Source organism: Orenia marismortui DSM 5156, assembly GCF_000379025.1.
GTDB classification, from domain to species: domain Bacteria; phylum Bacillota; class Halanaerobiia; order Halobacteroidales; family Halobacteroidaceae; genus Orenia; species Orenia marismortui.
Genome location: NZ_KB900623.1, coordinates 337074 through 360047, shown reverse-complemented (window position 1 = coordinate 360047; position 22974 = coordinate 337074). Strand labels below are relative to the sequence as shown.

Here is a 22974-nt window from a genome sequence, read left to right as displayed (position 1 = left end):
CTATTACATAACTAAAGAGTGGGTCTAAAACCCACTCTTTTCCCAACTGACTATCAATTAATATGCATACTACATTTTAGCACATTATCAATGATTTTGCAACCACTTTAGCCAAAGAGAGATAATTGATTGGTTTCAGGCAACCCTTCTAAACAACCATGTTCTCTCATAACTTCTATTACAGTCTTGCTTAAACCAGCCCGATTGCTAAGGTTTTCAATAGAAGTAAACTCTCCATCTTTACGAGCTTCAACTAAATTATCTGCAGCACTTTGACCTAAGCCCTGTAAACTAATTAATGGTGGTAATAATCCATCTTCAGTGATTTGAAACTCTCTTGCTTTAGATTTATAAATATCGACAATAGTAAATTCAATCCCTCTTGCCATAGCTTCAATTACAATTTCAAGTACTGTTAATGTATTTTTATCTTTAGCAGTCGCATCATTTCCTTTAGCTTTTATCTCTTGAATTGTCTTTTCTACAAACTCTCTTCCTTTAAGAACAATTTGTGAATCAAAATCATCAGATTTAATCGTAAAATAAGTATTATAGAAAGCCTGTGGATAATGAACCTTAAAGTAAGCTATTCTAAAAGCCATCATTACATAAGCTGCAGCGTGAGCTTTAGGAAACATATACTTAATTCTCTTACAAGATTCAATATACCAATCAGGAACATTATTATCTTTCATCATCTTTTCTTCTTCATCTGTCAAACCTTTTCCTTTACGAACATGCTCCATAATCCAAAATGCAGCTGAAGGCTCTACCCCTTTTTGAATTAAGTAATTCATAATATCATCACGTACAGAAATTACCTCTGATAATTCTGCTACACCTGCTTTAATAAAATCTTGAGCATTGTTCAACCATACATCAGTTCCATGAGACAAACCACTAATACGAATTAATTCGGCAAAAGCAGTTGGCCTTGTCTCTCTAAGCATACCTCGTACAAAAGATGTACCAAATTCAGGAATACCTAAAGTACCTAACTTAACTCCTACTTCTTCTTCACTAACCCCCAAAGGATCTATGCTGGAAAAAATAGCCATAGTATCAGGGTCATCCAGAGGAATGTCTTGAGGATCAAGACCTGTAATATCTTGTAACATCCTAATACTTGTCGGATCATCATGACCCAAAATATCTAATTTCAATAAATTGTCATGTATAGAATGAAAATCAAAATGTGTTGTTAATGTATCAGTTGTCATATCATTGGCTGGTTTTTGAATTGGAGTAAAATCATAAATTTCTTTATCATTTGGAACAACTATCTGTCCACCTGGATGTTGCCCTGTAGTTCTTTTTACTCCTGTACAACCAGACGCTAATCTATTAATCTCAGCTTTTCTTAAAATTAAAGCATTATCTTCCATATGACCTTTAACAAAACCATAAGCTGTACGATCAGCAATGGTAGAAATAGTACCTGCTCTATAAACATATTCTTTCCCAAAAAGGGTTTCAGTATACTTATGAATTTCAGGTTGATATTCTCCAGAGAAATTAAGGTCTATATCAGGAACTTTATCTCCTTTAAATCCTAAGAATACCTCAAAAGGAATATCAAAACCATCTTTAATTAATTCTCTTCCACACTCTGGACAATCTTTATCTTCTAAATCAACCCCTACTCCCACTGATCCATCAGTTATAAACTCAGAATACTTACATTCGGAACATCTATAATGAGGTGGTAAAGGATTAACCTCAGTAATCCCAGTCATAGTAGCAGCAAAGGAAGAACCAACAGATCCACGAGAACCAACCAAATAACCATCATCTAATGATTTTTTTACAAGTTTTTGAGAGGTCAAATAAATAACAGCATATCCATTTCCAATAATAGAATTTAATTCTCTTTCTAAACGCTTTTCTACTAATTCTGGTATTGGGGCTCCATACCAAGACTTAGCTTTTTCATAAGCCATAGTCCTAATCTCTTCATCTGCTCCTTCAATAGTTGGAGTAAATAATTTATCAGGTATCACTTCAATTTCCTCAATCATATCTGCTATCTGTTTAGGAGTATCAACAACTAATTCTTTAGCTATTTCTTCTCCAAAGTAATCAAATTCTGCTAACATTTCATCTGTAGTTCTAAAATATAATGGAGCTTGATCTGCTGCATCACTAAATCCTTGTCCTTCCATTAAAATCTGTCGATAAATACTATCTTCAGGATCTAAGAAATGTACATCTCCAGCAGCTACAACAGGTTTACCAAGTTTCTTCCCTAATTCATAAATTTTACGGTTAATATCCCGTAATTCCTCTAAAGAATTAACTTCTCCTTTTTCTAACAAGAACTTATTATTTCCAATCGGCTGGACTTCTAAATAATCATAAAACTTGGCTAACTTCTCAATCTCATGATCTGGTTTTGCTTTTAGTATTGCTTTGTATAATGTACCCGCTTCACAAGCAGAACCAATCATTAACCCTTCTCTCTTTTCTAACAGTTCACTCTTTAAAATTCGAGGAACTCGATGAAAATTATTAATATGAGCACTTGATACTAACTTGTACAAATTCTTAAGACCAATCTGATTTTTTACTAAAATAGTAGTATGATGTGGGTATAATCGTTTATAGTCAATCTCACTAGTTAACTGATTGATTTGATTTAAATTAAAGATATTATCTTCTTTCATTAAATCAATTAATTCTAATAAAATTTCTGCTGTTACCCTAGCATCATCACTAGCCCGATGGTGATTATCTAAATTCTTATTAAAATATTTAGCTAGTTTATTCAACTTATAACTTTTTAATTCTGATAATATAGCTCTAGATAAATTCAAAGTATCTAAAGCAGGATTTGATAACTCTTCTTTATGCAACCTTCTTAATTTATCATTAATAAAACCCAAATCAAAAGAAAGATTATGTGCTACTATAGTATTATCTCCTACAAATTCTAAAAACTCCTCTATAGCCTCACTCAACTTAGCAGCACCTAATACCATATCATTAGTAATTCCTGTTAATTCTGTAATTTCAGACGGTATACTTCTTTCAGGATCAACAAAGCTTTGATATATATCTACAATTTGACCATTTTTTATTTTAGCAGCACCAATCTCTATAATCTCATTATTATGAGGGTTAAAGCCTGTAGTCTCCAAATCAAATACTACAAAAGTTTCTTCTTCGATTTTTTGATCTCTTGGATTAAAAATAATCGGTTCTCCATCATCAACCAAATAAGCTTCTAAACCATAGATCACCTTTATATCTTTATCCTTTGAAGCATTATAAGCATCAGGAAAAGCCTGAGTAACACCATGATCAGTAATAGCAATAGCAGGATGGCCCCATTCTGCAGCACGATTAATTACATCTTTCACCTCTACAACTGAATCCATAGCACTCATTTTAGTATGTAAATGTAATTCAATTCTTTTTTCTTCTGCTTCATCTTGTTTCTTCTCTACAGAAATCGGCATTACATCATTGGCCATCATCGATAACTCTTGATCATATTTATCATGTTGAACTCTTCCTCTTACCCTGACCCAGCGTCCTTTACTAATACTTTGAGATAAAGTATCACCTTTATTTTCAAAAACTTTAATTGTTATTGAATCGGTTCGATCTGTAATAGAAAAAATAACTAAATTCCTACCGCTTTTTAACTCTCTAATATCTACACTAAAAATCTTTCCTTCTAATATAACATTATTATTTTCCCCTGTAATATCAGAGATTGAACTTGCTTCTTGCTTAATCTTCCTACCCAGCCATACTCCAGAATTACTATTAGAAGTACCCTTTTTTGATTTGCCACTATTAATGTTCTTCTCTCTTTTAGAAAAACTATCTATCAAACTACTCATATAGCTATTATTTTCTTTTTCTAATTCATTATCCATTTGAGCTAATTCAGTTGAAAAATCCCCCAAAGCAAACTTTACTTTAACTCTCTTATTATACTCTTCTTGCAATAATTTCTTTAAGGTCATATCACATTTTTTATTCTTTAATGCTTCAATTGCCATATTATTTTTCACTTCAACTACCAGAGTATTATCATTAACTTTCCAGCGGCATAATGATAGCCAACCATTAGCTTGTGGCAGTTTAACTCTTAATTTTTCTTTTATTTCTTCCCAATCTTCTTTTAAAATTAATTCTAAAGATAAATTAGGATCATAATAATGAAGATTATATTTAAATCTTTCTGTAGAAAAAATTTCATTTCCTATCGATGCAATTATATCATCTATATCCATATTATTAGGTACTTTCAAATTAATTTCACAACATTGATCTTTTATATCAACTTCTATACCCTTAATACGAATCATATTAAATAACTCATCAGAAATATCCAATTTCTCTCTTAGCTTATCTTCAAACATATTATTATCTTTAGCCTTAATTAATACTTTGGGCATAACTATCTCTCCTTCAATCTAACTCCTTAATTTGAACCTCAATTATCCATGATATTCCTGCTAACAAGGCAAACATTGAATTCACTTCTATATGTCTAGGTTTCTTCACCCTAAAGTTAACATAAATATTAGGTTCATTATAACAATGTTCTATACTAATATCTTTAATGATAATATTATTTTCTCCTAAAATTGAACCAACTTTACCTAAAGAACCAGGCTGATCAAAAGCTTTAATTCTGATCAGATATTTCTTATGAATATTTGATATGGTCTTCTCCACTTTGCTTAATAAAGTTAAAGTTAGAATAACTAATATAGCTGTAGTAATAGCACTTAAATAAAAACCAGCACCTAAAGCCAAACCAATTCCAGCAATAGCCCATAGCCCAGCTGAAGTAGTTAAACCTTTTACAGAAAAACCTTCTCTAATAATTGTTCCAGCACCCAAAAAACCAACACCACTTATAACTTGAGCTGCAATCCTTCCTGGATCAACAGACTGGGAAGCTTTAAATTCTAAAAATAATTTAATAGATACAATCATAGCTATAGTAGAACCCAATGAAACTAAAATATTAGTTCTAAATCCAGCAGGACGGGAGTTTCTTTCACGTTCAAAACCAATGGCTCCACCTAATATACAAGCTAAAACCAACCTTAGTACAACTTCTTTTTCACTCAAGTTATATCACATCCCTAAAAATCTATAATGTTGGTTGTTTAAACAACCAACATTATAGTCAATTCATATATTATCTCATCTAACTTTTTTCTTAATAGATAAATTCCTTAATATCTCCCAATACATCTTTAACCTAGCTGTGAAGCCTTTTAAAAAACCCAATTTTTCTTCTTTCATCATATGTGATAAATCTTCTAAAATAACCTCTTTACTACTAATATTATTATCTTTTATATATTGTGTTAAAGCAACTTCAACCCCAAACCTAGTTATATCCAAATCAGTTATACCATCAAATATATCTCTTTTTACTGCCCTTTGTCCCGATAGGAAAGGCGCTATTCTCTGAGCTAGATCTGTGAGTTTTCTACCATCAGAAAAAACACCAATTGTTGTTTCTACTTCTCCATTTAGCACTGGATTTAATAATTTATCAATGTGTTCTATTTTCAACCCTAGTAAATCAGCATCTAGAAATAAAATTATATCAGCAACTGTCTGATCTACCCCTGCTTGCATAGCAGCACCTTTACCTTTATTTTCAGATAATTCAATAACTTGAACTCCTGTTTGAGTTGCTATAATAGCAGTATTATCTGTTGAACCATCACTAACCACAATAACATCATCTATTAAGTGATGGTTTTTAGTTACAGTTAACACCCCTTTTATAGTCTTCTCTTCATTATACGCCGGAACTATAGCAGTAATTTTCATTGCTTAGAACCTCCTAGGTTAGCTTAAATTGTCAATTATATCTTTAACTTGAGATAAGTATTCCTCCAGATTAATATTGAATTCTTCTCCAGTTTTTCTGATCTTAGCCTCTAAATTTCCTTCCTTTAATGAACGAGCCCCAACAGTAATTCTTAATGGACAACCAATTAGATCAGCATCATTAAATTTAACGCCAGCTCTTTCCTTTCTATCATCTAACAGAACATCAATACCAGCAGCAGTTAATTCATCATAGATTTGTGCAGATTTTTCTATCACATCATCATTATTCCCCAAAGGTAAAATTTCTACTAAATAAGGAGCCAATGCTTTAGGCCATATAATACCATATTCATCATGATTTTGTTCAATAGTAGCTGCAATAGTTCTAGTGATTCCTATTCCGTAACATCCCATCTCCATTACTTGGCTCTTTCCATTTTCATCTAAGAAAGTAGCATTTAATGCTTCACTATATTTAGTCTCTAACTTAAATACTTGACCTACTTCAATCCCTGGAGTTAATTTGAGTTTTCCCCCACAATGAATACATTCTTCTCCTTCTTTTACCTCTCTAATATCAGCTACTTCTGTTACTTCAAAATCTCTTTGAGGATTTACATTAACATAATGTTTGTCAATTTTATTTGCTCCAGCAACACCATTGACTATATTCATAACCAATTCATCAGCTATAATCTTCACAGCATCTAAATTTATTGCTCCAGTAAAGCCTTTAACAGTATTTAACCTTTTATAAAGCTCTTCACTACCCATCTCTAAATTAACAACATCTAATAAGTTACCTAACTTAATATCATTAACTTCATAATCTCCACGAACTAAAGCTAATATACCTTGACCCTCTACTTCATATAAAACAGCTTTAATCATCTTATCTGCTTCTATATTTAATTCTTCTACCAACTCATCAATAGTTGTTAATCCTGGTGTATCTATTATTTCCAATTCTTTAGCTTCTTCATCAGCTTTAACAACCTCTAGTTTAGATTTAGCCAATTCTAAATTAGCAGCATAATCACACTCTTCACAATAAACCACTATATCTTCTCCAGCCTCAGCTAAAACCATAAATTCATGAGAATTATCCCCACCAATTGTTCCAGTATCTGCTTCAACAGGTCTAAACTCTAAACCACATCTTTCAAAAATTCTACAATAGGCATTGTACATATTCTGATAACTTTCTTCCAAACCATCTTTATCTATATCAAAGCTATAAGCATCTTTCATAATAAACTCTCTTCCACGCAAAACACCAAACCTTGGTCTAATTTCATCTCTATACTTAGTTTGAATTTGATATAAATTTAATGGCAATTCCTTATATGATCTAACTTCATCACGAACCAAATCAGTAACTACTTCTTCATGAGTCGGTCCTAAACAAAAGTCTCTTCCATGGCGATCTTTTAATCTCATTAATTCTGGACCATAATTTTGTAAACGGCCTGATTCTTCCCATAATTCTGCCGGCTGTAAAGCTGGTAATAATAATTCTTGAGCTCCAGATTTATTTAACTCTTCTCTTACAATATCTTCAAATTTCCTAATCACCTTATATCCTAAAGGTAAATATGTATAAACTCCTGAACTTAATTTTCGCATTAAACCAGCTCTTAACATCAGTTGATGACTAATAACTTCTGCATCAGCTGGAGTTTCCTTTAATGTAGGTATATACAGTTGTGACATCTTCATAATATAAATCCTCCCTAATCATTTCAATTAATTCTATTTATTTAATTTAATCATGATCTGTTATTTCAAATTTTAAATAAAGACTAATTTAAATTTTATCAATAATCTATATCCTTGTCAATATTTCGAAAGCTAGATGCTAATAGTTAGTTTAGCAGTTATTCAATATTATTTTCTAGTCAAGCTTATCTATCTCTGCTAGTAGTTCATCTACTAAATCATCAGCAGAAACCTTTTTAATTACTTCTCCTTTTTTGAAGATCAATCCAACATCTCTGCCACCAGCAATACCTAAATCAGCCTCTCTAGCTTCTCCCGGACCATTTACTACACATCCCATAATAGCAACTTCAATATCTTTATCTAATCCAGCAAGTTTTTCTTCTACTGTATTTGCAATCTCGACTAAATTTATTTCTGTTCTACCACAAGTCGGGCATGAAATAATATTAACTCCTGATCTTCTCAAATTTAATGATTTAAGTATTTCATAGGCTACCTTTATTTCTTCTACAGGATCTCCTGTCAGAGAAACTCTAATAGTATCACCTAAACCCTGTGCTAAAATAGCACCTATTCCTACAGCAGATTTTACAGTACCTGATTTAATCGTACCTGCCTCTGTAATACCAATATGTAGTGGATAATCTACTTTTTCAGCTATTAACTGATAAGCACTTAACGTCATCATAACATTAGAAGCTTTAAGGGATATGATTATATCCTCAAAACCAAATTCCTCTAGTAATTTAACATGTTCTAAAGCACTATCTACCATAGCTTCTGCTGTTGGGTGACCATACTTCTTTAATAAACTCTTTTCTAATGACCCTGCATTAACCCCAACCCTTATTGGTACTCCGCTTTCTAAAGCCCTTTGAGCAACTATTTTTACTTTATCTTCATCTCCTATATTTCCTGGATTTATTCTTAATCCATCAATACCTCTATCTAATACCTCTAAAGCTAACCTATAATCAAAATGAATATCTGCTATTAAAGGTATATTGATCTGTTCCTTAATCTTATCTACTTTAGTGGCAGCTTCTTGATCAGGTATTGCGACTCTAACCAGCTCACACCCTGATTCTTCTAAACTTTTAATCTGTTCAACAGTTGAAATTACATCTCTTGTATCTGTATTTGTCATAGATTGAACAGAAACAGGCGCACCTCCACCAATTTGTACATCCCCTATAGTTACTGCTTTTGTTTTTCTTCTCTTCACCTATATCACCTACTTTATTTTAGACAATCACACTTTTCACAATCAAACCCACAATCTCTTATATGAGGATAAACTAACATATCTAATCTTCTGATTCTTTGTAATGCCTCCCCAAAGCTTATCTCAACATTGTGGTGGGCTCCTCCTTCTTGTTCGTCCATATCATCAGCTTCCGCCACTAAACTTTGTAAAGGTGTCAGTTTAACATTTTTATTAACAGGACTAGAATCGCTATGAAACAGAATTGCTAAGGCAATTTCTCTAGCCTTACCCAAACTTTCTCCCTTTAAAATCAATAACTCATGGGCTCTTTCTGCTCCTTTAATAGTATGAATATCAAATTCATTATAAGATTCATAATCCCATTCTCCTCTTCTTTCCCAATTAGTATGGCCAATATCATGGAGTAAAGCTGCTTTAGTAGCTAAATCAACACAGATATTTCTTTGTGTTGCTAACTCAAAAGCATACTCTGCAGTAGATACTACATGAGCATAGCCAGCCTTAGGTAAATGTTTCTTAGAGACACTATCAGTTAACAACGATTCTAGAGTTACATGCTCATCTAACATACTATCACTCCTTTCACATTTACTAGTGATTAGAAAGCAGAGTCACTAATCACCAGTAAACAACACCTACTACTATCTTCCTGCACATTTGTCACAGAGGCCATCATTTCTTCTTACTTGAGCCGCTGCTTCTTTACCACACTTACGACAATCAGTTCCTATTAATTCAAAACAACTTTCACAGAAACCATGCTTTTGTACAAATTCAGGATCCGGTTTACCACATGCTCTACAAACACATGATTTACAATAACCATTATTATCTTGAACTTGCTTAGGAGCTACTTTTCCACACCCCTTACAAGCATATACTCCACCCTTCTTTTTCTCTAACTCTCTAACACAATTCTCACAAATATTCTCATTCTTTAAAATTCTCACTTGTGTAGCTTCTGTTCCACAAAGCTTACAATACCTCTTTGCTCTACGCCCAGTAACTTTATTTGGATCTAACCATTTGCTACCACTTCTATTTTTTTGTTTAGCCATTTCTAATCACCTCAATTTTTTCTTGAACTAAAAACAGTATATAAACTAAAAATTTTTATCACTAAATAATACTTTTAATATCTTTAATCATAATCAAAACAAATAATATCATTAACAAGACAAATCCTACCATATGAACCATACCTTCTTTTTCAGGGTCTATAGGTTTTCCACTAATAATTTCCCATCCTAAAAACACAAGTCTCCCACCATCTAAAGCTGGTATTGGTAGCAAATTCATAATCCCTAAATTTATACTAATGAGAGCAGCAAACTCCATCAACCTCAACATACCTGATCTGGCTGCATCACCTACAAATTGGGCTATCTTTACTGGTCCACTTACATCACTAGCAATTTTACCAGTTATCATCTGCCATAAACCTATAATAATTCCAAAAATATATATAATAGTTCTTTTTATTCCTAACCATAAAGCTTTAAAAAGATTAACTGACTCTCTATTATAAACTGGAATAATTCCAATAACACCTACTTGTCTTTCCTTGTTAAGTTTAGGAACCACCTTCAAATCAAAGATTTTATTTCCTCTTTCAACCTTCATTGAAATCTCTTGATTAGCATTTTGATGTATCATCCCTGCTAACTCTTCCCAATTTTCTACTTTTTGTCCTTCTACAGTTAATATCTTATCTCCATCTCTCAATCCCGCTTCATAAGCAGGCTGTTCAGGGAAAACCTGCCCTATTACTGTATTATTAGATGTAGATACTTCTACACCAAAAATACTAAAGATAAGAGTAAAAAGTAAAGCAGCCAATAGAAAATTCATCATAGGCCCCATAAAAATAACTCCAAAACGTTCCCAAACACTCTTTTGAAATAAACACCTTTTATCTTTGAGAGCCTTATTATATAATTCCACTTCTTCCTCACTAGTATCTTCATCATCAACTGGCATTTCACCAGTCATCTTACAAAAGCCCCCCAATGGTAATGCTCTGATAGAATATAATGTTTCACCATATTGTTTACCTACAATTTTAGGTCCCATTCCTATAGCAAATTCTTCTACTTGAACTCCAACATACTTAGCTACCATAAAATGTCCTAATTCATGAAAAAACACTAAAACTCCCAAAACAACTATAAACGAAAAAATAGTTAATAACAAACTTTCTCACCTTCCTTCTCTGCCTGCTTTCTAGCCCATACATCAGCTTCTAAAATATCTTCTAAAATTGGATTGTCAACCACTTGATGAGCAGACATTACCCTCTTAATTATTTTAGGAATATCAACAAATTTAATTTTATTCTTCAAAAATTTATTGACTGCTATCTCATTAGCAGCATTCAATACAGCCGGCATTGTTCCCCCTATTTCCCCAGCTTGATAAGCATACTTTAAACATGGAAAAAGATCATATTTAGGTTCTTCAAAAGTTAATTGACCTATTTTAGCTAAATCTAAACTTTCTAAATTATTAGGCTTTCTCCTAGGGTAAGTTAGTGCATATTGAATAGGGATCTTCATATCTGGCAACCCCAATTCGGCCAATATAGAATGGTCTTCATATTCAACTAAAGAATGAATTATGCTTTGTGGATGTACAACAACATCAACTTGATCATAATCTAAATCAAATAACCACTTAGCTTCAATTACTTCTAAACCTTTATTCATAAGAGTAGCCGAATCGATAGTAATCTTACCACCCATATCCCAGTTTGGATGATTTAAAGCTTCTTTTACCGTTACATTAGTTAGCTTATTTTTAGAAAAAGTTCTAAAGGGTCCACCAGAAGCAGTCAAAATAATCTTTTTAACCATATTCTCATCTTCACCCTGTAAAGCTTGAAAAATAGCATTATGCTCACTATCAACTGGCAGAATTTTTACATTATTCTCTTTTGCCTCTCTCATAACAATTGACCCTGCAGTTACTAATGTTTCTTTATTTGCTAAAGCAATATCTTTTCCTGCTCTTATTGCTTCTAAGGTTGGCTTTACACCTACAGCACCTACCACGGCATTAACCACTAAATCAATTTCATCTAAAGTAGCCACTTCAATTAAACCTTCTAATCCAGCTAAAATTTGAGTCTTTTTATCATTCAGCTTATATTTTAACTCATTTATTAAAGAAGCATTCATTAAAACTGCATATTTAGGTTTAAAGAGATTAATTTGTTCTGCTAACAAGTCAACACTACTATTGGCTGTCAAAGCTAAAACTTCTATTTCTTCTAAGTCTTTAATAACTTCTAAAGTTTGCTTTCCAATTGATCCTGTTGATCCTAAAATCGTTATTTTTTTCATAATTGCCTCCTACTCATTCACAATAATTGATATAAAGCCAGCCTGGAAAATTGCTTTTAGTACTACTACTGATGCAGGTCCGATAAAAAAACCCGAAACTCCAAAAAATTGAACTCCTAAATACATAGCAAATAATATTGCCAAAGGATGGATTCCAATACTCTGCCCCACAATCTTAGCTTCTAATATTTGACGAATCGCCCCCATTAAAACATATAAAATAATTAAACCTATAGAAAATTTCATATTACCAATTATTAAATTATAAATTGCCCAAGGGATAAATATTAAACTAGGGCCAATAACTGGAATCAAATCTAAAATACCAGCACTTAATCCAACCACAATAGAATAACTACTTCCTAAAATACTCAAACCTGTAATAGATATTATAGTTGTTATTGTAATCAAAAGAATTTGAGCTCTAATAAATCCAACTCCGGCTTTCATAATATCTTCTTCCACCTGTTCTATCTTCCTTTGCCATTTAACTGGAAATGGCTTTAATATCGTTGCCATAATTAATTCTTTATCTCTACTAATAAAGAAGGTAGCAATTAAACTAATTAATAAGGTTGTTACTAATCGAGGTAACTTTTTTACAATATTCAGTAATGATGTGCTTGCATTTTGTATTACCTCTTTAATTTTATCATAAAAACCCTGGAAGTTACTATTAATAGTTTCTCGAACAGACTCTGGTATTTTTAATTCATTTATAAATTTACTCAATTGATCATTACGTTCAGATATCCAATTTATTTTTTCACTAAAGCTTTTATAATCAGGTAAATTATTTAGAAGATCATTCAATTCAATAAATAACCTAGAAAAACTTATAGTTAGCAATAAGCTAATCATGATAATTATTATAGATAAAATAATAATTATAGATATGCCACGAGAAAAATTAGCCCTTTCCTCAAGTAACTTTACAGCCGGATCAATTAAGCTAGCTATAATTAAAGCTATAACAAAAGGAAGTAAATAATTTAATGCATATTTCAAAAACAAAATACTTATCAGGAGTAACAAAATCAATCCTAAAGACACTTTATAAATTTTCTTCATCTTTACCTCCTATTACTTTAAAATAAACCATTGAAGATAGTAATAAACAACTGGTAAAGTAAATAGTAAACTATCAATTCTATCTAATATTCCCCCATGTCCTGGAATAACATCTCCTGAATCCTTAATTTGTGCATCCCTTTTAAAAACCGATTCACAAAGGTCACCTAATTGAGCAAATACAGCAATTATTATACCTAATATAATACCATGGAAGTAATTAATATCTAAGTGTATACTAATTAATACTGTCAAAATAACACTAAAAAGCAAGCCACCAATTGAACCCTCTATAGTCTTGTTAGGGCTAATCTTGGGAGATAAAGAATGTTTACCAAAATTTATCCCTGTAAAGTATGCTCCAGTATCAGTAATCCAAGTTGCTAAAATCGGTAACCACACAAATAATTTACCTATATTTCTACCATCAATCCCCTCTAAATTATATAGTAAAATTAAATGACTAAATAATCCAGCAATATAAAAAACGCCAAAAAAAGTAATCGCAGTAGCCAAAAGAGCAGATTCATCTACTTTTATTAAAACTTGTTTTAATAGTATAATCAAAAAACTAAGAATCAAATAGCCATAAATAATTGATGGAGTATTACTATTTAAATATGTAATAAAAATCAAAATTAGACCAAGAAGAACTCCCAATAGCTTATTAACTTCTATCCCCTTTGCTTGAGCCAACTTAAAATATTCATTTATTCCCAAACCTACAACCACCAAGTTTAAAATAAAAAAAGGTAGCCCTCCAAATTTAAAAATTAAAATCAATAACGGTATTGCTACTATTGCACTTAATATTCTCATTTTTAACATAGATATCACCTACTTTTCTTAAGTCCACCAAAACGTCTTTCACGTTTCTGGTAATCAATAATAGCCTCTAAAAATATTTCTGTATCAAAATCAGGCCAATAAGTATCACTAAAATAAATCTCAGCATAAGCAATTTGCCATAATAAAAAATTACTAATTCTCTTTTCCCCACCAGGTCTAATCAATAAATCAGGATCAGGTTGCTCTGTTGTGTATAGTTTGTTAGATATTAATTCTTCATCTATATCATTTACTGACAATTTATTATTTATAATATCATCAGAAACTTCTTTGACCATTTCAATAATCTCAGCCCGACTACCATAATCTAATGCTATGTTAACCACTATTTCCTTATTATCCTTAGTTATTTCCATAACATCTTTTACTTTTTCTCTAACAGCTTTAGGTAACCTATCTTTATACCCAATAATATTTATCTTTACTCCTTCTTTATTGAAATTATCCAATTCATCTAAAAAAACTCTTTCGAAAAGACTCATTAAAAAATCTACTTCTTGTTTTGGTCTTTTCCAGTTTTCTGTAGAGAAAGCATAAGCAGTAATATATCCAACTCCTATTTGTTTAGATAAATTTATAACTTCTTTTAAAGTTTTTACTCCAGCCTGATGTCCTGCAGTCCTTGGTAAACCTCTTTTTTTAGCCCAGCGACCATTTCCATCCATAATTATAGCAACATGATCAGGGATCTGACCTTTCTTTATTTCTAAAATTACTTTTTCTAAATCACCTTTATCTTTTACTTTATTAAAAAATTTATGAATAATATCCCACATCGATGATCCCCCTAATTTATAAAATAACCCCCTCTCAGTATATAATAGAGGGGGTTTATTAATTGGGCCTATTTGCTATCTGCTAACCCAAATTGATAATCTTCATGACTTATTATCAATTCTATAGTTGTTTCATCAATTAATCTTTGTCCTACAACTCTTAATTGACCTAATCCGAGTAATTTTCTTGTTGGTCTAGTATATCTTGTCTTAATTTCGTAATTAGATACTTCTAATAACTCTTTAGCAAGATTATATTCTAAAGAAATAACATCTTTCATTCTATACTTCCATTATATCTGCTGTCTTATTCTCTAATAATTCATCTATCTTTGCAATATATTCATCAGTAATTTCTTGAATATTATCTAAACCACGACGATAATTATCCTCTGAAATATCACCATCATTTTCTAAAGCTTCTAGTTCACTATTAGCATCACGCCTGATATTTCTGATAACAATTTTACCTTCCTCAGCTTTTTTCTTAACAACCTTCACTAAGTCTTTTCTTCTTTCTTCAGTTAATTGAGGAATATTAATTCTAATTACATCACCATCATTATTAGGATTCAATCCTAAATCCGACTTCAAAATAGCCTTTTCAATATCCTCAAGTGCAGTTTTATCAAAAGGAGAAATCAATAATTGTCTTGCCTCAGGAGCTGAAATCTTAGCCATCTGATTAATTGGAGTTAAAGCACCATAATATTCAGCCTTAATACCATCTAATAATGCAGGCTTAGCTCTACCTGTTTGTATTTTAGAAAACTCCCGCCTAGTACTTTCGATAGCTTTATCCATCTCTTTTGTAGTATTACTAGCTACTTGCTTAATCATATGTATAACCTCCCTAATTTTAAATATTATTTATTTTATAAAAGTCCCAACATCTTCTCCCAATACCGCTCTCTTAATATTTTCCATCTCTTTCATTCCAAATACTATTAATGGAATGTTATTATCCATACATAAAGAGACTGCAGTAGAATCCATTACACCTAAACCTTTATTTAACACATCAATATATTCTAAATTTTTATATTTTCTAGCATCCGGATTCTTAACTGGGTCAGAATCATAAACTCCATCTACATTCTTTGCCATCAAAATAGCATCAGCATTAATTTCTGCAGCTCTTAAAGCAGCAGTTGTATCAGTAGAAAAGAACGGGTTACCTGTCCCAGCAGCAAAGATTACAATTCTTCCTTTTTCCAAATGTCGCATAGCTCTACGTCTAATATATGGTTCTGCAATTTGTCTCATTTCAATAGCAGTTTGTACTCTAGTATCAATATTTAACTTTTCTAAAGCATCTTGAAGGGCTAATGAATTAATAACAGTGGCCAACATTCCCATATAATCTGCAGTACCACGATCCATTCCCTTAGCACTACCAGCAATCCCTCTAAAAATATTACCTCCTCCTACTACAACTGCAATTTCAACCCCTGTTTCTAAGCAGTTTTTAATTTCAGTAGCAATAGAATTAATAAATTTAGGATCTATGCCGTATTCTTGATTACCAGCTAAAGCAGCCCCACTTAATTTTAAAATTACTCTAGAAAACTTTGCTCTTGACATCCCTTCAACCCCCAGTTATCTTTTATATTTCTATAATATAACCCAAACTCCTTTTTATGATGAAAATTTACTTCAAAAAAAGAGAACACTAAAGTGTTCTCTTTTAGCTTCATCTTTACTTATTAACTTCACTCATTACTTCTGCAGCAAAGTCCTCTTCTTCAACTTCAATACCTTCTCCTACTTCATAACGAACAAATTCATTAATTTTAGCATCATTGTTATTAAGTAGTTCTTGAACAGTAATATCAGTATCTTTCACAAACTCTTGTTCTAGTAAGCAATTTAAAGTATAGAATTTCCCTAATCTTCCTTCAACCATTTTCTCTACAATATGCTCTGGCTTACCTTCTTCAAGTGCTTGTTTTGTAAGAATTTCTCTTTCTTTTTCAAGATCTTCAGCAGGAACATCTCCTTTAGATAGATAACTTGGATTAGAAGCAGCAACATGCATAGCTACATCTCTAGCTACATCCTCATTTCCACCTTCAATATGAGTCAAGACACCAATATTCCCACCCATATGTAGATATGTACCAAAGATTTCATCATCAGATTTTTCAAGAATCTCAAAACGTCTTAGAGAAATATTTTCACCAATTTTAGCAATTGATTCTTTTAAGTACTCTTGAAGAGCTTTACCTTCACCATTCAATTCTTGCTTAAGTGCTTCATCTACACTTGCAGGCTTTTGAGTCAAAAGATGAGATAAAATTTCATTCACAACAGTTTTAAAATTATCATTTTTTGCAACAAAATCAGTTTCACAGTTAACTTCTGCGATTACTGCTATATTAGCTTTACTTTCAAAAGCTACTAACCCTTCAGCAGCAGTTCTACCAGCTTTTTTCTCAGCAGAAGCAATACCCTTTTCTCTTAAATATTCAACTGCTTTATCCATATCACCATCATTTTCTTGTAAAGCTTTTTTGCAATCTAAAATACCAGCATTTGTTAATCCTCTTAATTCTTTTATATCCGCTGTAGTAATTGACATTATTAAAACCTCCTCCAGTATTTAAAAAAGGCGCTTCATAAGGACGATTAACATCCTTACTACACGCCCTTTGTTATTTTTATTATTGATCTTTATTTTGTACTTCTGCAGCTTCTGCTTCTTCAGCTTGAACTTGCTCACCTTCATTAGCTTCTACCACTGCATCAGCGATAACACCAGTTAATAATTTAACCGCTCTAATAGCATCATCATTACCTGGAATTAAATAATCAATGTCATCAGGATCACAGTTAGTATCTACAATAGCTACCACTGGGATACCTAATTTCTTAGCTTCAGCTACTGCAATTTCCTCTCTACGAGGGTCAACAACAAAAAGAACATCTGGAAGACCATTCATATCTCTAATTCCACCTAAGAAACGTTCTAATTTATTTCTTTCTTTTTCTAATTGCATTACTTCTTTCTTAGGTAGTACTTCGAAGATACCTTCCTCTTCCATCTTTTCCAACTCTTCTAAACGATTAATACGTTTACGAATAGTTTTATAGTTAGTTAACATACCACCTAACCAACGTTCATTAACATAAGGCATTCCACATCTTTCAGCTTCCTGCTTAATTGTTTCTTTAGCTTGCTTTTTAGTTCCTACAAATAGAACATTTTTACCTTCAGCAGCCATTTCACGAACATAGTTATAAGCTTTTTCTGCCAACTTAACTGTTTGTTGTAGATCCACTATGTAGATCCCATTTCTTTCCGTAAAAATATACGGCTTCATTTTTGGATTCCATCTTTTAGTTTGATGTCCAAAATGAACTCCAGATTCTAGTAATTGCTTCATAGTAACTACACCCATTAATGTAGCACCTCCTCTCGGTTTTTAATCCTCCACTTTCTTCAGCCTTTAATAAGACCCAAAGGGCACCTTTATTAAAGTCCAAAAGTGTGTGTTGTGTTGTGATTTTCTCTCTTACACCATTAGATAGTATACCACATGTTAAAAATAATATCAATAAAATTATTTAATTTATTTTTAATTATTTAGATGTTAACATTAATAGTAATTCCTTGGTTTCTATTGGTAATTTAATTGAATAGGTACCCGCTTTTATTTTGGTTTCAAGCTCTAACTTTTCTAGTAATAGTATAAACTTCTTTTTATCTTGAATGAGTCCTTTATGCTCTAATAAAGTTGCAACATCCCTACTAGATATCCCTTGAGGTATCTTTAATAATACTTTTTGATGCTCTAATTCTTCTATTATCTCTTTTTTAAGTTCTGTTTTTAGCTGCTCTTTTAATTTTTGATTTAAATCTTTTTTATCTGCTTCTCTTTCCTTAGTTTCTGTTAAATCTTTATTAACTATATCCTCTTGTCTATTGTCTTTAATTTTCTGCTGATTGTGATTTGAATTGTCACTTTGATTACCTTCTTGCTCTAAAGGATTATCTATCTCTAATTGCAATAGTGCTTTTTCTAAATTAAAATCCTTTTCCAGGCTGATTTCATTACCATATTCTTCTCCAGGAAAACTCATACCTAACTTTTTTGCTTCTTTTATAATCTTTTCTTTTGGTATAGTAGTATTTTTTTCAAAGTTAATATTAAAACCAATCAACAGTAGCGAGACTAATATTAATGTAATACCTATTCCTAATAGAGTATGACGTAACATTAAATTTCCCTCCGACTATTAAATTTATATATTAACTCCACTTCACGGCTTCCCATATCTAATTTTTGAGCTACCTCTACTATACTTAAACCTTGATCTATTAACTTTTTTATTTCTTGATATTCATTATTTTTATCAGCGTTGTTTAATGGTGTTTTTTCTATGTTATCCAATTTAGATAGATTATTACTATGATTTAGTCTTTCAGATATACCCTCTAATTTAAATTCAAATTCTTCTACTTTAAAAATTAATTCTTCAAGCTTTTCATTTAATATAGCTAATTCTTTTTTTTGAACATTATTATTTAATTCATTATTTAATATATGGTTAAAATCATTCTTATTTTTGGATATATTCTCTAACTTACTTTCTAAATCTTTCTTTAAAATTCTAACTTTTGAAATCATTTCATTCTCTAAAAAATACTGATCATTATCAGATTGAGCTCTATGAGTTAAAAATAAAGAAATAAAAATTATTACTATTCCGGCAACAAACAATATATATTCCAAATTTATTACCTCCAATTATACCTTGATATCAATATGTCGACCTCTACTAACTAAATTCTTATCTTTTTTTGCCTGATTATCATCTGTTTCTTCATCTTCATTTCTTTTATTATTATGTCTTTTCTGTTGCTTACTCTTTTCTTCATCCTTAATTTTCTTATACTCTGTCTCTTCAGATTTTTTAACTCTTTCCCTTTTCTTCACACTCTTCTCTTGTAAGTCCTGGGATAATTGATTATAATTGACATTAGGCTTCATTTTCCTATTTTGTTCTAGTTTGCTAACCTGTAAAGAACGAGGAAGTATGGTCTTAGGGTTAATAGGTTCTACCATATTTCCACCTCCTATGAATAAGGTTTTGATTTAACCTCACCATTATCAATATAGTATTGAACTCTTTCTTTAGACTCGTCAATTTTTTTCATAGATGTTCCCATAGTTAATAAAACACCAGAATATAATGTATCACTAGCTTTAACTTTCCCTTCCTTACTTTCTTTTAATTTATCAGCTAAATCATTACGCTCTGCTTTGATTTTTTCGATTTCAGAAGCAATCGAAAATCTTGCTCTAGTTAATTGATTTAATAAATCCTGTTTTTTAGGGGACAACTTCCCAGCGTTTTCTTCTCTCTGTTTTTTAAGCAGCTTTATATTCTTAATAATTTGGTCTAATTTATCTTGTTTATCTTTAAACAGGGCATCTTTTGTTGTAAATTCATCTCTTAATTCAGGTGTTACACCTACAAAAATTTCTGTTGGTGTAGCTAAGTTAGAACCGATAATCTTAGCATCTATCTCCTTAGCAGCTCTAACCTTACCTCCAACTATTAAACCTTTCTTCTTTTTTACTATTACCTTTTCTCCAACATCTATATTACTATGCATAATTGCGTCTTCCACAATTAAACTTCCCTCAGTAAAAATCGAGGCATTTTCAACAAACTTAATTTCAACATCTCCCTTAGCCCTAATTTCTCCTTTAATTGCACCAACAAAGCCCTTTTTAATAACTACCTGACCTTCTGCCTCTATGATTCCGCCATAGACACTTCCCTTAATTAAAACATTTCCCTGAGCTTTAATCTGCATACCTTCAGTTACATTTTGATTTACAACTACACTACCATTAAAATCTATATTTCCAGTTGTTAAATCAACATCACCTTTAACTGTATATACATCCAATACATTAATAGTATCTTTAGCATAAACAACTTGTCCTTCAATCTCAGCAATTGCAGACATCCCATCTTCACTTAATTTAACATTCTCCCCTGCAGATATCTTTACATCTTGTACAGGCTCAGGAGGAACAGTTTCACCTTTTACGTTCTTTCCTGACTTACCTTCTACAGCTAATTCTCTGGTAGCTAGCAAATCTCCCGCTTCTACATTTATTATCCTGTCTAGATTACGAAAATCAACACTACCATCCTCTCTCAAATTAACTTTCTTATTTTCTCTATTAAGATCAAAATTTAAATTTATCTGCCCATCTTTACCAGGGGTTGGTTCTTGACCGGTCGCTATTAAAAAACGCTCTATTAATTCATTTGGGTTAAAATTGGCAGCAAACTCTTCCTCTTTTATTCCAAAAACAACACCTTCATCATTCAATCTTTTTATCATCTGATTTAAATCTAACTTTTTACCACCTAAAGGTGGAGTATAACTGATATATGCTTCCATTTTATCATCACTGATATCAACTTTTACCTCAGCATCAAGATCTAAATCATGATCTCTTTCTGCTATTTTGACCCTTTCTCCATCTAAAGTTAATGCTTCACTAATAGCTCCATAATCTACTTCAACTATCTTCTTCTCTTCTATTACTTCTTCAATCATATCCATTCTAACTTCTCTGCCATTACCTTCAGGTTGATATACTTCAACAAAAATACCTTCATCACATACTACAACTTCAAAATCCCCATCTTTACTTTCTATTTCATCTTCTAACTCTAAAATAGCTTCATAAATTAATTTATTACCAAATAATCCAAATACTTTTTTATGTTCTTCTAATAGATTTAAAGAAATATCTTCTAACTTAAAATCCCTTTCCACCTCTTCATTAAAACTATTATAAGCCTTTTCTAACGCTTCTTCTTTATTTTTAGCTTCAACTCTAATCTTTTTTACTTCTGACATAATACTTCCCTCCCCTCTAACTGATTAATACATCCTTCTTTCTACTTAAATGTCCCCTTAATCTAAAAATAGCCTTTGTATGCAATTGAGAAATTCGAGCAGTTGTAAGTTCCATTACTTCTCCAATCTCAGTTAAAGTTAGATCATCATAATAATAAAGAGCAACAACTAACCTTTCCTTTTCTGGTAATTTATCTATTGTTTTTGCTAATATATCTTTTATTTCATCATAAAAGAATAAATTATCAGGTTCTTTATCTTCTGAGTCACTAATTAAATCTTTTAATTCGATTTTATCTCCCTCTCTAGGAGTAAATAATGACTCTAATGATACATTCTCAGGAATATTAACCTCAGTTAATAACTTATAAAATTCTTTTTGAGATAGCCCTAACTCTTTCTGTACCTCTTCATCTGTTGGATTTCTTCCTAACTTTTTTCTCAAAGAACTATACGCAGCAGTAAGATTTTTAGACTTTCTTCTAACTGATTGTGGAACCCAATCTAATTTTCTAATTTCATCATATATTGCTCCCTTTACTCTAGGAACAGCATAAGTAGAAAATTTGATTCCACGTTTTATATCAAATCTTTCCATAGCATCCATCAAACCCAATAAACCATAACTTAGTAAATCATCAAAAGTAAATTTATCAGGAATTTTCACAATAATTTTACTAACAACATATTTAACTAAAGGTATATAATTTAAAATTAATTCTTCTTTGGCTTGTTGGCAATTATCAGACTTATATTTATCCCATAATAATTTTTCAGTTGCACTATCTAATTCTACCATTTAAGGATGCCTCCTAATACTCATTACTTACTCATACCTTGAATAACTTCTGCAATTTTATCTGTATCTTCATTAATTATATTCATTGTTTCTTCCTCTTCATTTAACTTTTGAAATTCTAAGGGCACCATATCTTCTCCATTGTCTTGAGATAAATCATCACTGATATTTGTTTTCTTATTAGACACTACCTCTTCATTTATGATATTTCCACTTAAATCCCCATTAATATCTAAATTATTAGATAGTAATTGTCCTATCATTCCACCAATTATACTAAATAAAAATCCACCAATCGCTAATCTCTTTAATGTTGTCAACCAATCTAAATTAATAACTATAGATACCAATAAAACTATAACCATAGCTACAAATAAAAATAATAACATCAGTTTCTGTGAAAGGGAACTCATGATTTATATTCCCCCTTTATATTTTTATTTCCCTATAATAAAGTATCAGTTTTAATATTAAAAAATCAC

At 31.4% G+C, this 22974-nt stretch carries 23 protein-coding genes; all 23 read right to left on the bottom strand.

The genetic code is table 11. From position 1 onward, the window contains the following. Nucleotides 1-107: 107 nt before the first annotated feature. The 23 genes from OREMA_RS0115450 to OREMA_RS0115340 all read right to left on the bottom strand — a co-directional run bounded on the left by OREMA_RS0115450 (nucleotide 108) and on the right by OREMA_RS0115340 (nucleotide 22905). Nucleotides 108-4409 (bottom strand): PolC-type DNA polymerase III, encoded by a 4302-nt coding sequence (locus OREMA_RS0115450; RefSeq protein WP_018250156.1) that lies wholly within the window; start codon nucleotides 4407-4409, stop codon nucleotides 108-110. Between the two features lie 13 nt (nucleotides 4410-4422). After that, nucleotides 4423-5094 (bottom strand): MgtC/SapB family protein, encoded by a 672-nt coding sequence (locus tag OREMA_RS0115445; RefSeq protein WP_018250155.1) that lies wholly within the window; start codon nucleotides 5092-5094, stop codon nucleotides 4423-4425. 75 nt (nucleotides 5095-5169) lie between these two features. Then, nucleotides 5170-5811 carry a glycosyltransferase family 2 protein gene (locus OREMA_RS0115440; protein ID WP_018250154.1) on the bottom strand — a complete coding sequence of 214 codons (642 nt, stop codon included), beginning with the start codon at nucleotides 5809-5811 and terminating at the stop codon, nucleotides 5170-5172. 18 nt (nucleotides 5812-5829) lie between these two features. Further along, nucleotides 5830-7533 (bottom strand): proline--tRNA ligase, encoded by a 1704-nt coding sequence (locus OREMA_RS0115435; RefSeq protein ID WP_018250153.1) that lies wholly within the window; start codon nucleotides 7531-7533, stop codon nucleotides 5830-5832. A gap of 175 nt (nucleotides 7534-7708) precedes the next feature. Then, nucleotides 7709-8761, bottom strand: a complete 1053-nt coding sequence (gene ispG, locus OREMA_RS0115430) for a flavodoxin-dependent (E)-4-hydroxy-3-methylbut-2-enyl-diphosphate synthase (RefSeq protein ID WP_018250152.1) — start codon at nucleotides 8759-8761, stop codon at nucleotides 7709-7711. A 14-nt stretch (nucleotides 8762-8775) separates the two neighbouring features. Next, nucleotides 8776-9333, bottom strand: coding sequence for an HD domain-containing protein (locus OREMA_RS0115425; protein ID WP_018250151.1), 558 nt, complete (start codon nucleotides 9331-9333; stop codon nucleotides 8776-8778). Nucleotides 9334-9405: 72 nt separating this feature from the next. Further along, nucleotides 9406-9822, bottom strand: a complete 417-nt coding sequence (locus OREMA_RS0115420) for a hypothetical protein (protein WP_018250150.1) — start codon at nucleotides 9820-9822, stop codon at nucleotides 9406-9408. A gap of 61 nt (nucleotides 9823-9883) precedes the next feature. After that, entirely contained in the window at nucleotides 9884-10957 is a 1074-nt protein-coding gene (gene rseP, locus OREMA_RS0115415) for an RIP metalloprotease RseP (RefSeq protein WP_018250149.1), read from the bottom strand. Continuing rightward, nucleotides 10948-12105, bottom strand: coding sequence for a 1-deoxy-D-xylulose-5-phosphate reductoisomerase (locus tag OREMA_RS0115410; protein ID WP_018250148.1), 1158 nt, complete (start codon nucleotides 12103-12105; stop codon nucleotides 10948-10950). Before OREMA_RS0115410 ends, rseP begins: the two co-directional genes overlap by 10 nt. Before the next feature lie 9 nt (nucleotides 12106-12114). Further along, nucleotides 12115-13176 carry a sporulation integral membrane protein YtvI gene (gene ytvI, locus OREMA_RS0115405; RefSeq protein WP_018250147.1) on the bottom strand — a complete coding sequence of 354 codons (1062 nt, stop codon included), beginning with the start codon at nucleotides 13174-13176 and terminating at the stop codon, nucleotides 12115-12117. Nucleotides 13177-13188: 12 nt separating this feature from the next. Further along, a complete protein-coding gene (locus OREMA_RS0115400; RefSeq protein WP_018250146.1) occupies nucleotides 13189-14004 on the bottom strand; it encodes a phosphatidate cytidylyltransferase in 816 nt (271 codons plus the stop codon). 5 nt (nucleotides 14005-14009) lie between these two features. Beyond that, nucleotides 14010-14801: an isoprenyl transferase gene (locus OREMA_RS0115395; RefSeq protein ID WP_018250145.1), complete on the bottom strand. Its 792-nt coding sequence runs from the start codon at nucleotides 14799-14801 to the stop codon at nucleotides 14010-14012. Nucleotides 14802-14869: 68 nt separating this feature from the next. Then, entirely contained in the window at nucleotides 14870-15082 is a 213-nt protein-coding gene (locus tag OREMA_RS0115390) for a hypothetical protein (RefSeq protein ID WP_018250144.1), read from the bottom strand. Between the two features lies 1 nt (nucleotide 15083). After that, on the bottom strand, nucleotides 15084-15641 hold the full coding sequence (gene frr / locus OREMA_RS0115385; RefSeq protein ID WP_018250143.1) for a ribosome recycling factor: 558 nt from the start codon (nucleotides 15639-15641) through the stop codon (nucleotides 15084-15086). 30 nt (nucleotides 15642-15671) lie between these two features. Further along, nucleotides 15672-16385, bottom strand: coding sequence for a UMP kinase (gene pyrH / locus OREMA_RS0115380; protein WP_018250142.1), 714 nt, complete (start codon nucleotides 16383-16385; stop codon nucleotides 15672-15674). Nucleotides 16386-16500: 115 nt separating this feature from the next. Then, complete coding sequence (tsf, locus tag OREMA_RS0115375; protein ID WP_018250141.1) at nucleotides 16501-17382, bottom strand: translation elongation factor Ts; 882 nt, start codon at nucleotides 17380-17382, stop codon at nucleotides 16501-16503. Nucleotides 17383-17464: 82 nt separating this feature from the next. After that, nucleotides 17465-18202, bottom strand: a complete 738-nt coding sequence (gene rpsB / locus OREMA_RS0115370) for a 30S ribosomal protein S2 (protein WP_018250140.1) — start codon at nucleotides 18200-18202, stop codon at nucleotides 17465-17467. Nucleotides 18203-18383: 181 nt separating this feature from the next. Beyond that, on the bottom strand, nucleotides 18384-19022 hold the full coding sequence (locus OREMA_RS0115365; RefSeq protein WP_018250139.1) for a hypothetical protein: 639 nt from the start codon (nucleotides 19020-19022) through the stop codon (nucleotides 18384-18386). Then, nucleotides 19022-19537, bottom strand: coding sequence for a DUF2802 domain-containing protein (locus OREMA_RS0115360; RefSeq protein WP_018250138.1), 516 nt, complete (start codon nucleotides 19535-19537; stop codon nucleotides 19022-19024). Before OREMA_RS0115360 ends, OREMA_RS0115365 begins: the two co-directional genes overlap by 1 nt. A 15-nt stretch (nucleotides 19538-19552) precedes the next feature. Further along, complete coding sequence (locus OREMA_RS0115355) at nucleotides 19553-19870, bottom strand: hypothetical protein (protein ID WP_018250137.1); 318 nt, start codon at nucleotides 19868-19870, stop codon at nucleotides 19553-19555. Nucleotides 19871-19881: 11 nt separating this feature from the next. Beyond that, nucleotides 19882-21693, bottom strand: coding sequence for a DUF342 domain-containing protein (locus tag OREMA_RS0115350; RefSeq protein WP_018250136.1), 1812 nt, complete (start codon nucleotides 21691-21693; stop codon nucleotides 19882-19884). 16 nt (nucleotides 21694-21709) lie between these two features. Continuing rightward, on the bottom strand, nucleotides 21710-22492 hold the full coding sequence (locus tag OREMA_RS0115345; RefSeq protein ID WP_018250135.1) for a FliA/WhiG family RNA polymerase sigma factor: 783 nt from the start codon (nucleotides 22490-22492) through the stop codon (nucleotides 21710-21712). A gap of 23 nt (nucleotides 22493-22515) precedes the next feature. Continuing rightward, entirely contained in the window at nucleotides 22516-22905 is a 390-nt protein-coding gene (locus OREMA_RS0115340; RefSeq protein WP_018250134.1) for a hypothetical protein, read from the bottom strand. Nucleotides 22906-22974 lie beyond the last annotated feature (69 nt).

What these genes read in the sequence shown, in the direction of transcription:
- OREMA_RS0115410 (WP_018250148.1), bottom strand. Translation starts at nt 12,105, where the DNA reads ATGAAAAAAATAACGATTTTAGGATCAACAGGATCAATTGGAAAGCAA.
- OREMA_RS0115355 (WP_018250137.1), bottom strand. Translation starts at nt 19,870, where the DNA reads ATGGTAGAACCTATTAACCCTAAGACCATACTTCCTCGTTCTTTACAG.
- ytvI (WP_018250147.1), bottom strand. Translation starts at nt 13,176, where the DNA reads ATGAAGAAAATTTATAAAGTGTCTTTAGGATTGATTTTGTTACTCCTG.
- OREMA_RS0115365 (WP_018250139.1), bottom strand. Translation starts at nt 19,022, where the DNA reads ATGTTACGTCATACTCTATTAGGAATAGGTATTACATTAATATTAGTC.
- OREMA_RS0115400 (WP_018250146.1), bottom strand. Translation starts at nt 14,004, where the DNA reads ATGTTAAAAATGAGAATATTAAGTGCAATAGTAGCAATACCGTTATTG.
- OREMA_RS0115425 (WP_018250151.1), bottom strand. Translation starts at nt 9,333, where the DNA reads ATGTTAGATGAGCATGTAACTCTAGAATCGTTGTTAACTGATAGTGTC.
- pyrH (WP_018250142.1), bottom strand. Translation starts at nt 16,385, where the DNA reads ATGTCAAGAGCAAAGTTTTCTAGAGTAATTTTAAAATTAAGTGGGGCT.
- tsf (WP_018250141.1), bottom strand. Translation starts at nt 17,382, where the DNA reads ATGTCAATTACTACAGCGGATATAAAAGAATTAAGAGGATTAACAAAT.
- OREMA_RS0115420 (WP_018250150.1), bottom strand. Translation starts at nt 9,822, where the DNA reads ATGGCTAAACAAAAAAATAGAAGTGGTAGCAAATGGTTAGATCCAAAT.
- OREMA_RS0115340 (WP_018250134.1), bottom strand. Translation starts at nt 22,905, where the DNA reads ATGAGTTCCCTTTCACAGAAACTGATGTTATTATTTTTATTTGTAGCT.
- OREMA_RS0115440 (WP_018250154.1), bottom strand. Translation starts at nt 5,811, where the DNA reads ATGAAAATTACTGCTATAGTTCCGGCGTATAATGAAGAGAAGACTATA.
- OREMA_RS0115450 (WP_018250156.1), bottom strand. Translation starts at nt 4,409, where the DNA reads ATGCCCAAAGTATTAATTAAGGCTAAAGATAATAATATGTTTGAAGAT.
- OREMA_RS0115350 (WP_018250136.1), bottom strand. Translation starts at nt 21,693, where the DNA reads ATGTCAGAAGTAAAAAAGATTAGAGTTGAAGCTAAAAATAAAGAAGAA.
- OREMA_RS0115390 (WP_018250144.1), bottom strand. Translation starts at nt 15,082, where the DNA reads ATGAAAGATGTTATTTCTTTAGAATATAATCTTGCTAAAGAGTTATTA.
- rpsB (WP_018250140.1), bottom strand. Translation starts at nt 18,202, where the DNA reads ATGGGTGTAGTTACTATGAAGCAATTACTAGAATCTGGAGTTCATTTT.
- OREMA_RS0115395 (WP_018250145.1), bottom strand. Translation starts at nt 14,801, where the DNA reads ATGTGGGATATTATTCATAAATTTTTTAATAAAGTAAAAGATAAAGGT.
- OREMA_RS0115435 (WP_018250153.1), bottom strand. Translation starts at nt 7,533, where the DNA reads ATGAAGATGTCACAACTGTATATACCTACATTAAAGGAAACTCCAGCT.
- OREMA_RS0115345 (WP_018250135.1), bottom strand. Translation starts at nt 22,492, where the DNA reads ATGGTAGAATTAGATAGTGCAACTGAAAAATTATTATGGGATAAATAT.
- frr (WP_018250143.1), bottom strand. Translation starts at nt 15,641, where the DNA reads ATGATTAAGCAAGTAGCTAGTAATACTACAAAAGAGATGGATAAAGCT.